This is a genomic window from Synechocystis sp. LEGE 06083 (assembly GCF_015207725.1).
GTDB classification, from domain to species: Bacteria; Cyanobacteriota; Cyanobacteriia; order Cyanobacteriales; family Microcystaceae; genus Synechocystis; species Synechocystis salina.
In genome coordinates, this window is record NZ_JADEWJ010000128.1 from 1 (window position 1) to 10,186 (window position 10,186).

Sequence of the window (10,186 nt, forward strand, 5' to 3'; positions counted from 1 at the left end):
AGCTGGTCAACCCTTGGCATTGACGACGAAAAGACCCAGGGGAAAAGCATCGAAAAAAGTTTTAAACTCCATGTTGGGACTGAGACCGGCACTATCGTTGGCAGATAGCGAATAGGCAGTGCGGTTATTTTTTATATTGAATTAATTGAGTCAGGTGATTTAAGAAAAAATCTTATTTTCTTTTGCCCCGGGAAGATGCCCTAGGGGCCACAGCTTTTCGCTTTTTGGCCACAATTTCCTCCACGGTGGGGCCAGGGCTCTCTGGCAAAACAATGGGGACGGTGAAATGGAACTGGGTGCCATGGTTTTTACCATCGGAAGCGGCCCAAATTTCCCCCCCCCAACCGCTGACAATTTGTCGACAGATGGCTAGGCCAATGCCGGTGCCCCCCCGACTGCGGCGTAAAGCTCCTTCTTCTTGATAAAAACGATCAAATACGGTTTCCAGGCGGTTGGGCTCAATGCCCCGCCCTGTATCGGTGATGGTAACTTCCAATTGGGACGGATTCGGGCGATCAACGGCGATGGAAATCTTACCATTGCTGGGGGTAAATTTGATGGCGTTATCCAAAAGTTTGGTCAACAATTCCACTAACCATTCCCCGTCTGCCTCCACCATGGGGGTTTCTCCGTTCACCTGATTAATAATGGCGGGCACCTCTTGGCCACGATTGTGGGCCCGGATATGGCTCAAGGAAAGTTCCACGCATTCCTCCAGGGAAATCGGCTCTGCGTTCCATTCCACCCGGCCACTTTCTAGCTGGGACAATGTGAGGAAATCCTGCACCAGTTTACGCATCCTCTCCGCATCTTCCAGGGCGGTGTTTAACATCACCTGCCGTAACTCCTGGGGCATATCCGGTTCCGTGGCCAGGCTTTCTAAACACACTTGGATGGTGGAAAGGGGAGTCCGCAGTTCGTGCCCTGTAATGGCCACCAGGTTAGAACGGGTGCGGTCTAGGGCTGCCAATTGCTCATTCAATTCCTGGAGGTTGGCATAGGATTCCGCTTGGATCAGTGCTACTCCGATCTGGGTGGCCACCCCTTCCACTAGGGTGAGGGCATCGTTCTCCCATTCTGTGGGGGCTGGGCCGCAGTGGTGGAATTCCATCATGCCCAGCAGCCTTTCCCGATAAAAAATCGGCACTAACATCCAAGAAAGGATAGCACAGCTTTTCACCAGGGTTTTCACTTCTCCTGTGGAGGGTCCCGCTTCCCCTAACCTTGGATCTCGGTCAATGTTGTCAATGGCGATCGCCTCCTTGAGGGCCACCACCTGCTGAAACAGGGGATTATCCTTGAGGGGCCAGGGATAACCCTTGATGGAGCCAACACCGCTACTGAGGAATTCATGGCTAATGGTCGCCACCGCATCATCAGCGCTACAGCGGTAAATTACACAGCGACAAATGCCCAGGCCTTGCCCCAGTTTTTCCACTGCCACTTGCATAATTTCCTCTGGATCGAGGGAACGTCGCACCGCCGTTGTGATCGAGTTAAGCAGTCTTTCCCGCTCTTCTTTGTCCTGTAAATTGCGATTGGCCTTAATTAGTTTGTACTGTCCGGCCTGGAGATAGGTAATTAGCCGTTGCACAAAGGGATCGGGGTTATCATCAATGCCCCGGGGGGGGACAGTGCAGGAAGGCTGGAGCCAGGTTTGGGTAGCTTCCTCAATTTTGGCTTGTAACTCTGGACGGTAGGCCAAAATCCGTTTTAACAACAGTTCGGCCGCCACCCGGCTCACCTGGCGATCAAAGGTCCAAATCCCCTCAAAACGGCGGGTACTGTCCCATTTATCCTGGGTGGGCCGTTCTCGACAAATTAAGCAACTGGCATAACGATCACCAATGACCACTAAATGCCATTCCTGGGCGAGGCTATCTTCCGGCGTAAAGGCAATGGTTTCATAAATGCCGGAGCTGTGCTTAAACTCTGTCTCCGGGGCGGAGAGTACATAAACCTGGTTGCTCTTATCGGCAATACGGCGATAGCGATGGGCTTCTTGACGATAAAACCTTTCCCGCTGAAAAGCCGCAATAATCAGGGGATTGCCCGCTGTACTTTCCGCTAATACCTGATCTTCCATGGCGTGGGACAGGGCCGTAAGGGAAGACTTGAAATAGGTTTGGGCCCGCAGACTCGGTAAGGACTGCAATAGCTCTGTGAGGACAGACAGGGAGTTGCTCATCGCTCCTGAAAAAAAGGGAGGAAGAATGGCGGGAAACTAACTCCTAGAATACCAGCCACCGAGGCAATGAGGCGTAAACTGTCCCACCCCGGTGGGTCAGGATGGGTTGGTTTTGACCCAGGGCAGAAAAAATCCCCCGAACATTAAACCCGGAGGACAGGGGCAGGAAAAAGAAGCTGGGGTGGTCTGGAGACACTAACCGCCAAAAATTTGCTCCTTTAATGCACCAAACTCGGAAGCCAACTCTTGGCGTTTTTCGGCTTTCCAAAGGTAACGCCAGATAAACCAAGCGGTGTAGCCCATGCCGATCAACTGTAAAGTTGGTGCCAATAAAGGAATATCATTAATGGCATCGAGCACAGCAATCAAGATTTTGACGCTGATAATGCCCAACAGGATTATGCCCAGGGAAATGAGGGGTTGTTTGTTGTCCTCGAAAAACTCCCCGGTCATTTCAGGAATTTTACCCAGCACTTCCCACACCGGTTGTAGCCATTCCTGCCAAGCCTGGTCGGTGATTGGGGAATTTTTGGGATTGGGAGTAGTGATTGGTCCTACGTCGGTTTTAACCCCAGCAGTTGCTGTCTTTTGTTCTTCCATCTTCAACCAGTCCTTTATTATTCGGATTGAATGTTTACGGCCCACAGCCCCCCATATTGGGACACTGTTTAGCTTCTGCCCATATTATCGGAAAATTGCTTTTTACACCCCGTCTTGGGCCAGGGCTTTTCCACTTTGACCAATGGGAAAGGCAAAGCAGTGGTGGAAACCCCTAGGCTCAGTAAAGAGGACCTGGTGCGGCATAAATCCTACTTTTTGACTAATTTCCGCCATGGTAGCCACCAATTCAGGAAAATCGCACTCCTTTATATGGCCGGCGATCGCCTGGATTTGATCAGGGGCAAGGGCGAGCCATTGGCTTTGGGCCCGGTCTAAATAGGCTTGGAGATATTGCTGTCGGTCTTGGTGGGGCTGACGGAAAACGTCATAGATAAGCAGATATCCCCCGGGGCGCAGTAGGGAAAAACAATGGGCAAAAAATTGTTCTTTTTCCTTTAACAGCAGATGGTGCAAGGAAAAACCGGCGTGGATGAGGTCAAAGCTAGCTGGGGCGGTTGGGTTTGCTTGGTTTAAATAGGTCAAAAAATCCGTCTCCCTGAGCTCCACGCGGGGAAAAGTAGCCAAATTTTGCTGGGCGAGGGCCAGGGCATTGGGGGATAAATCCACCCCCGTGTAGGAATTAATTTCACTACCCGTCAAGGTTTTGGCGATCGCCTGGGCATCTCCACAGCCAAGGTCTAACAAATCAAACGGGCGATCGAGCTGTTGCTTAATCAAGGCCCCCACCGCCTGGTGAATTTGTCGATGGGCCATGTAATTGTGCTCAATCAACTGCTGATAAGTTTGCCATTGCTGAAAAAATTGTTTGGTTTGTTCAGTGGGTCTGGGGGAGTTGGCCATGGGGAAGAAAACGAGGTAAACGGTCAGCCAATGGCGGGAAAACCGCTGTCCCTGGAGGCTAAACGAGCTTTACCGGCGGCGGCCCACTCCTGCAAAAATTGGATTTGTTCCTTGGCGGTGCGAGCTAGGGGGACCACCTGGCTAGCGGCAGAAAGAATGTCATCGGTGGAGAATTCCCGATTCTGGCTAAAGCCGATGTGCATAGCTTCCACCAAAATTTGCTCAATTTCTGCGCCGGAAAAATCTGGAGTTTCGTAGGCCAGGCGGGGAATGTCGTAATCGCTCATTTTATGGGGGCGCAGACGGTGCAGATGGACGGCGAAAATGGCCTCCCTTTCCGTTTTATTGGGCAGTCCCACAAAGAAAATTTCGTCAAAGCGGCCCTTCCGCAACAGTTCCGGCGGCAGACTCTGGACATTATTAGCGGTGGCCACCACAAAGACCGGGGAAGTTTTTTCCGCTAGCCAGGTGATAAACGCCCCAAACACCCTGCTGGTGGTGCCTCCATCCCCCCTACTGTCCATGCCCCCAAAGGCTTTATCAATTTCGTCAATCCAAAACACACAGGGGGCCAAAGCTTCAGCAAGGTTGATCATCTGCCGGGTGCGGGCTTCCGATTCCCCGACCAAGCCGCCAAACAATCGCCCCACATCCAACCTCAAGAGGGGTAGATGCCAATGGTGGGCGATCGCCTTAGCAGTAAGGGATTTACCAGTGCCTTGGATGCCGGCCAACAGTAAACCCCGGGGATAGGGCAAACCGTAACGCCGGGCCTGCTCACTGAAGGCTCCCCCCCGCCGGAGCAACCAATCCTTGAGATTATCCAGGCCCCCAATGTCGCTGATGCGTTCACTAGCAGGATAAAAGTCAAGGATTTGGGTTTGGCGGATGGATTGACGTTTTTCCTCCAACATCAATTCCACATCGTCTGCTCCTAACTGGCCATGGTCCGCGAGGCAACGGGCCAACACCCGCCGGATTCTTTCCATGGATAAACCCTGGGCTGCTCGGCTCCACTCATCCCGTAAGGCTGGCTCTAGGGTCTGGCCCAAACCACTGAGTAATCGTTCGATTTCTCCTTGAATTTCAAGGCCGTTGGGCAGGGGAAAGTCCACCACCGTGATAATTTCCGCCAACTCGTTGGGGATATAGATCTGGGGCGCAACAATGACAAGATTTTTGGCTTCAGCTTTGAGACGACGGGCTAGATTCCTTAATTTGCGGGAAATGGAAACGTCGTCTAGAAAACGATTAAAGTCCCGTAGAACAAAAATACCGTTGCTACTACCGGGTAATTTTTCGATAAATTCTAAGGCTTGCAGGGGATTGCGGCGCCCCACATTGGCCCCATTGGGATTGCCCTGGTAGCCCTCCACAAAGTCCCAATAGTAAACCGAGCGATTGCCCAACTTCTCCGCACTGGTGGCGATCGCCATTTCCAGTCGTTCTTCTTCCTGGGTGGGAATGTAGAGCAGAGGGTAACAGGCCCGCAGTAACAATTCAAATTCTTCACTAAAAGTCATGGGCAAATAACTAGTCTGGTGGAAAAAACTGTTCGTGGTAAGGACAACGGTTGCAATTATGGCGGTGGGGCAGGGGGGTACGGTGTCGGTGCCAAGCCGCTAATCCTTGGCGAAATTGCTGCAGTAAATCGGTCAACTCCCGTTCGGTGGCCCGGTGCTGAGCTTCGTTGTAGGCAATGGTATAGTGCTGGATTTTGTCCGGGGATTGCACAAACCAATAGGTCATGGATAATTGTTCGGGGGGATAGGCGCTCGTTGCCGCTAATACGTACAGGTAAAGCTTAGTCTGCCAGTGGTGGTGCAGCTTTTCCGGTTTGGCAGGTTGGGGATAGGTTTTCCAATCAAAAATCTTCCCTCCATCGGGGGTGAGCACCAATAGGTCATAGACCACTGTCAAGAGGACATCGTCCCTGGCTAAGGTTCGTTGATGCTCCGCTTGCCTTTGGCTGGGGGGCAGGTGGAGTGCTGGCACTGTGGCAATTAAATTTTTCAGGGAACCTAATAGATTCACTTCCTGGGGGTCGAGGTTGGGGGTCGCTAAAGTTTCCAGGGGTAAACCCAAAGTCCATTGTTGAACCAGTTGGTGGAAATTTTGTCCCCATTCCGTTTTGGCTTGGCGCTGGGGTTCCAGTAAACTGCCCAACTGTTCCCAATAGCGCCGTTGAAATTGGGGCGGGCAAATACTCAACAGTTGCAGGTGACCTTGGCTGAGGGAAAAATAGGGAGCAGTCATGGGCTGGGCTGGGCGGCAAGGGCGATCGCCAGGGGAAAGAGGCGATGTTCTTGGACTTGAATACGTTGATGGAGAGTCTCCCCCGTATCATGGGGCAAAATCGGCACCACGGCCTGGGCCACAATGGGACCACTGTCCACCGTTGCTTCGGCGTAATGCACTGTACAACCACTCACTTTTACCCCCGCTGCCAAGGCCTGTTCCACGGCCCGCACGCCCCGAAAACTGGGCAATAAACTAGGGTGAATATTCAACACCCGCCGACTAAAAGCATCCAATAATACTGGGGTGACAATCCGCATCCAACCGGCCATGATGACCAATTCCACCCCTGCTTGGCGAAAATGCTCCACAATGTCTTGATCCAATGCTTCTCGACTGGCGTAGTCCCGATGGTTGAGTAATCGGTGGGGCACTCCATGGTCCATGGCCCGTTGTTTGACGCCAGCATCGGGGTTGTTATAAATCACCAGCTTCACTTCCCCATTTAAATTCCCCTCCTTAATGGCCCTGGCGATCGCCTCAAAATTACTGCCGCTGCCGGAGGCCATCACCCCCAGGGATAAACAGCGGGGTTGGGGAATATCTTCTAAAGCAATGGGGGGAGAAATGAAACTCAAGTTATCCGACAGATCTGACATAGCCGACATAGGTTAAAAATCAGGGGCTTGGGCCCCAGAGCAATCCTGCCCTCAACGGGCTAACTTTGACATCCGATGGCGATAGAATGGGGAGCGATGTCTTTATAAAATGAGGTTAACGCGATATGACCCCTTCTTTAGCAAACTTTCTCTGGAGCCTGGTGTTGGGTGCTGCCATTGTACTGATCCCCGCCACCATTGGGTTAATTTTCATCAGCCAAAAAGACAAAATCAGCCGCTCCTAGGTTCTTCCCGGGAGAAATTAGATAGTGAAAACCTCCAGTCGGCCATAGTTTCCGAAGCTGGAGGCTCATTTTTAGTAGATTTATGTTGGTCCGTTGTACCCGTGGCGATCGCCTAGGTTTAAGCTCAGGGCAAGGGAACAAAGCAAAAATTCCCACCGGAAAATTAATCTAGGTAACCCATCAGGGTGTTGGGATCATCAATCTCGTTGGAAGCTACCGGGCGATTGCCCGCGGTGATTTCGCTGATGTGGAGATGGCTCAGGGCAATGGGACGGTTACCGGAAACGGTCATGGTACTGCTCACTTCCATGGTGCTGGCCCCCACAGGTCTGGTGGCTCCCATGGAGCCGTAGGTACTTACCACATGGATCTTGCTGGCTTCAATGGGGCGATTAGTGGGCATGCCCTTGGGGGTAGGCAGTAGATCAAGACCACCGATATGTTTGGGTTTAACCAGGGCGGACTCATCCTTGCTGGAACCGGCTCTGGGACGACGACCCCGATTGGTGGTGCTGGCTTTGCTGGTGGTTTCTTCGCTGGGGGTGGTGTTGGGCCCCTGCTGTTCCTCAGTCATGCTGTTTATCTCCTTAATATAAATATTCGATTAATCGATCAACAATAAACCAGTGTGCGAGACAGACAGGCCACCCACCGTGTTTTGTTAGCATTACTCTGCTTGTTTTCAAAGATACACCGCTGAATGGCCAGCCAAGATAGATATCTTTAATCAGCCCCATTATCCCAGACTATAGCCCCTTTGCCGCTATGACTTCTGACCTGTTTTCCCTCCACGCACCCTTTCGTCCCACCGGGGATCAACCCACGGCGATCGCCAGTTTGTTTGATTCTTTGCAGGAACAACACAAGTTCCAGACCCTACTGGGGGCAACGGGCACAGGGAAGACCTTCACCATGGCTTCGGTGATTGCGGAATTGGGCAGACCGACATTAGTATTGGCCCACAATAAAACCTTGGCAGCCCAGTTATGTAATGAACTACGGCAATTTTTTCCTGAAAATGCGGTGGAATATTTTATTAGTTACTACGACTATTACCAGCCGGAAGCCTACATTCCCGTCACGGACACCTACATTGAAAAAACCGCCTCCATCAACGATGAAATTGATATGTTGCGCCACTCGGCCACCCGCTCCCTGTTTGAACGGCGGGACGTCATTGTGGTGGCCTCCATCAGTTGTATTTACGGTTTAGGTATTCCTAGTCAATATCTAAAGGCGGCCGTTCCCCTCCAGGTGGGGGCCGAATATGACCCCCGGTTAGTGATTCGGGACTTAGTCAATGTGCAATATAGCCGCAACGATATGGAGTTACAGCGGGGACGATTTCGCCTCAAAGGAGATGTGTTGGAAATTGTGCCAGCCTATGAAGACCGGGTGATTCGCATTGAATTTTTTGGTGATGAAGTGGAAGCCCTACGGTTAATTGATCCCGTCAGCGGCGAAATTTTGCAAAGTTTAGACCGCATTAGCATTTATCCTGCCCGTCACTTTGTTACCCCAGAAGAAACACTGGAAAAAGCCTGTCAGCAAATTCAAACGGAAATGGAGCAACAGGTAGCTTTTCTAGAAAAAAATAATCTTTTAGTGGAAGCGCAACGGCTTAGTCAACGCACTCGCTATGACCTGGAAATGTTGCGGGAAGTGGGCTATTGCAACGGAGTAGAAAACTATTCCCGTTATTTAGCCGATCGCCAGGCGGGGGAACCACCGGAATGCTTAGTGGACTATTTTCCCGAAGATTGGCTGTTAGTAATTGATGAATCCCATGTGACCATTCCCCAATTGCGGGGCATGTATAACGGGGATCAAGCCAGAAAAAAAGTCTTAATCGACCATGGTTTTCGTCTGCCCAGTGCGGCAGATAATCGCCCCTTAAAAGCAGAGGAATTTTGGCAAAAAGTTAAACAATGCGTGTTTGTTTCTGCTACCCCAGGAGTTTGGGAAATAGAACAATCAGAAGCCAGGGTAATTGAGCAGGTAATTCGTCCCACTGGGGTTCTCGATCCGGAAATTTTTGTCCGTCCCACCACCGGACAAGTGGATGATTTATATGGCGAAATTCAAACCAGGGTATCTCTGAAGGAACGGGTATTAATCACCACCTTAACCAAACGCATGGCGGAGGATTTAACGGAATACTTTTCCGAGCGGGGTATCAAAGTTCAATATCTCCATTCCGAGATTCAATCTATCCAACGGATTGAAATCTTACAAGGTTTGCGGGACGGAGAATTTGATGTGTTAATTGGGGTAAATTTACTGCGGGAAGGGTTAGATTTGCCGGAAGTTTCCCTGGTAGCCATCATGGATGCGGACAAGGAAGGCTTTTTGCGGGCAGAACGATCTTTGATTCAAACCATTGGCCGGGCGGCCCGTCACATTCGCGGGCAAGCGATTTTATATGCCGATAATTTCACCGATAGTATGCAAAAGGCGATCGCCGAAACGGAAAGGAGGAGAAAAATTCAGCAAGAATATAATGAAAAGCATGGCATTACCCCCCAACCCATTAATAAGCGGGCCAACAATGCTATTTTGCAATTCCTGGATATTTCCCGCCGTTTAAATAGCCAGCAGTTGGAAGAAGTGTATGAACAGGCCCAGGATTTACCCCTAGAAAAAATCCCCGATTTAATTCAACAATTGGAAGAAAAAATGCAGGAAGCAGCTAAAAAACAGGAATTTGAAGTGGCCGCCACCTACCGAGACCGCATCCAACATTTGCGCGATCGCCTTTTGGGCCACAAAAGCTAAATTTTTACCGGTCAACCCTTGATGGCATCAATGCTTTGGACACAGCGATCCCAAAAATCTTTTTCCCTTTTAGCAATGATTGGTCTATGAGTATTCGGCTATAATTTACTGGCGATTCCCTTGAAATAAACGAGTTGCACGATTAATTACCTTATGCAAATCACTATTAACCTCGACGACTCCCTCCTTAACAAGGCTTTTCAACTCACTCATCTTTCGACTAAGGAAGAACTGCTTAACCTTGCCCTAGAAGAATTTGTGCGATCACGCCGTAAGAAAAACCTGCTCGACCTTGCAGGGCAAATTCAGTTTGCTAAGGATTTCGACCACAAAGATCTGCGGGACACTCGCTATGCTGCTGATTGATACTTCTGTTTGGATCAGCGTCTTTCGGGACCGTACAGGTCAAGTCCGCCAAAAACTCGAAACATTAATTGACGATCGTGATGTTTTTCTAGCACGTTTCACTCAGCTTGAGATGCTGCAGGGGAGTTTGAATGAAAAAGAGTGGATGCTGCTTTCCACCTATCTTGAAACTCAGGACTATGTGGAACTGACAAATGGTTCCTGGCAAAAAGCAGCGCGGATTTTCTATGATTTGCGTCGTCAGGGGCTAACGG

The 10,186-nt window shown here is 50.5% G+C and carries 11 protein-coding genes; 4 read left to right on the forward strand and 7 right to left on the reverse strand.

The window, feature by feature from the left end:
* Positions 1–172: 172 nt before the first annotated feature.
* From IQ219_RS11020 to purN, 6 genes are all read right to left on the reverse strand, one after another.
* Positions 173–2,188, reverse strand: coding sequence for a DICT sensory domain-containing protein (locus tag IQ219_RS11020; protein WP_194072623.1), 2,016 nt, complete (start codon positions 2,186–2,188; stop codon positions 173–175).
* A gap of 195 nt (positions 2,189–2,383) precedes the next feature.
* Positions 2,384–2,788, reverse strand: coding sequence for a CAAD domain-containing protein (locus tag IQ219_RS11025; RefSeq protein ID WP_199309718.1), 405 nt, complete (start codon positions 2,786–2,788; stop codon positions 2,384–2,386).
* A 102-nt stretch (positions 2,789–2,890) separates the two neighbouring features.
* A complete protein-coding gene (locus IQ219_RS11030; protein WP_194072624.1) occupies positions 2,891–3,649 on the reverse strand; it encodes a class I SAM-dependent methyltransferase in 759 nt (252 codons plus the stop codon).
* A 23-nt stretch (positions 3,650–3,672) separates the two neighbouring features.
* Entirely contained in the window at positions 3,673–5,172 is a 1,500-nt protein-coding gene (locus IQ219_RS11035) for an AAA family ATPase (RefSeq protein WP_194072625.1), read from the reverse strand.
* A 10-nt stretch (positions 5,173–5,182) separates the two neighbouring features.
* The gene (locus IQ219_RS11040; RefSeq protein ID WP_194072626.1) at positions 5,183–5,905 is read right to left on the reverse strand and encodes a PD-(D/E)XK nuclease family protein; all 723 of its coding nucleotides are present in this window, start codon (positions 5,903–5,905) and stop codon (positions 5,183–5,185) included.
* Positions 5,902–6,555 (reverse strand): phosphoribosylglycinamide formyltransferase, encoded by a 654-nt coding sequence (purN, locus tag IQ219_RS11045; RefSeq protein WP_194072627.1) that lies wholly within the window; start codon positions 6,553–6,555, stop codon positions 5,902–5,904. Before purN ends, IQ219_RS11040 begins: the two co-directional genes overlap by 4 nt.
* Positions 6,556–6,671: 116 nt before the next feature.
* Here purN and psbX point away from each other — a divergent pair, with 116 nt between their 5' ends.
* Positions 6,672–6,791, forward strand: a complete 120-nt coding sequence (psbX, locus tag IQ219_RS11050; RefSeq protein WP_190598576.1) for a photosystem II reaction center X protein — start codon at positions 6,672–6,674, stop codon at positions 6,789–6,791.
* 163 nt (positions 6,792–6,954) lie between these two features.
* On the opposite strand, the gene IQ219_RS11055 is transcribed toward psbX, so the two are convergent.
* Positions 6,955–7,365, reverse strand: coding sequence for a hypothetical protein (locus tag IQ219_RS11055; RefSeq protein WP_190598577.1), 411 nt, complete (start codon positions 7,363–7,365; stop codon positions 6,955–6,957).
* Between the two features lie 191 nt (positions 7,366–7,556).
* On the opposite strand from IQ219_RS11055, the gene uvrB reads away from it, so the two are divergent.
* The 3 genes from uvrB to IQ219_RS11070 form a co-directional block, all read left to right on the forward strand.
* Positions 7,557–9,566, forward strand: a complete 2,010-nt coding sequence (gene uvrB, locus IQ219_RS11060; RefSeq protein WP_194072628.1) for an excinuclease ABC subunit UvrB — start codon at positions 7,557–7,559, stop codon at positions 9,564–9,566.
* Positions 9,567–9,719: 153 nt separating this feature from the next.
* Positions 9,720–9,932: a type II toxin-antitoxin system VapB family antitoxin gene (locus IQ219_RS11065; protein WP_194019233.1), complete on the forward strand. Its 213-nt coding sequence runs from the start codon at positions 9,720–9,722 to the stop codon at positions 9,930–9,932.
* Positions 9,919–10,186: PIN domain nuclease (locus IQ219_RS11070; RefSeq protein WP_194072629.1), on the forward strand; the 268-nt coding region annotated here is incomplete at its 3' end. The genes IQ219_RS11065 and IQ219_RS11070, both read left to right, overlap by 14 nt.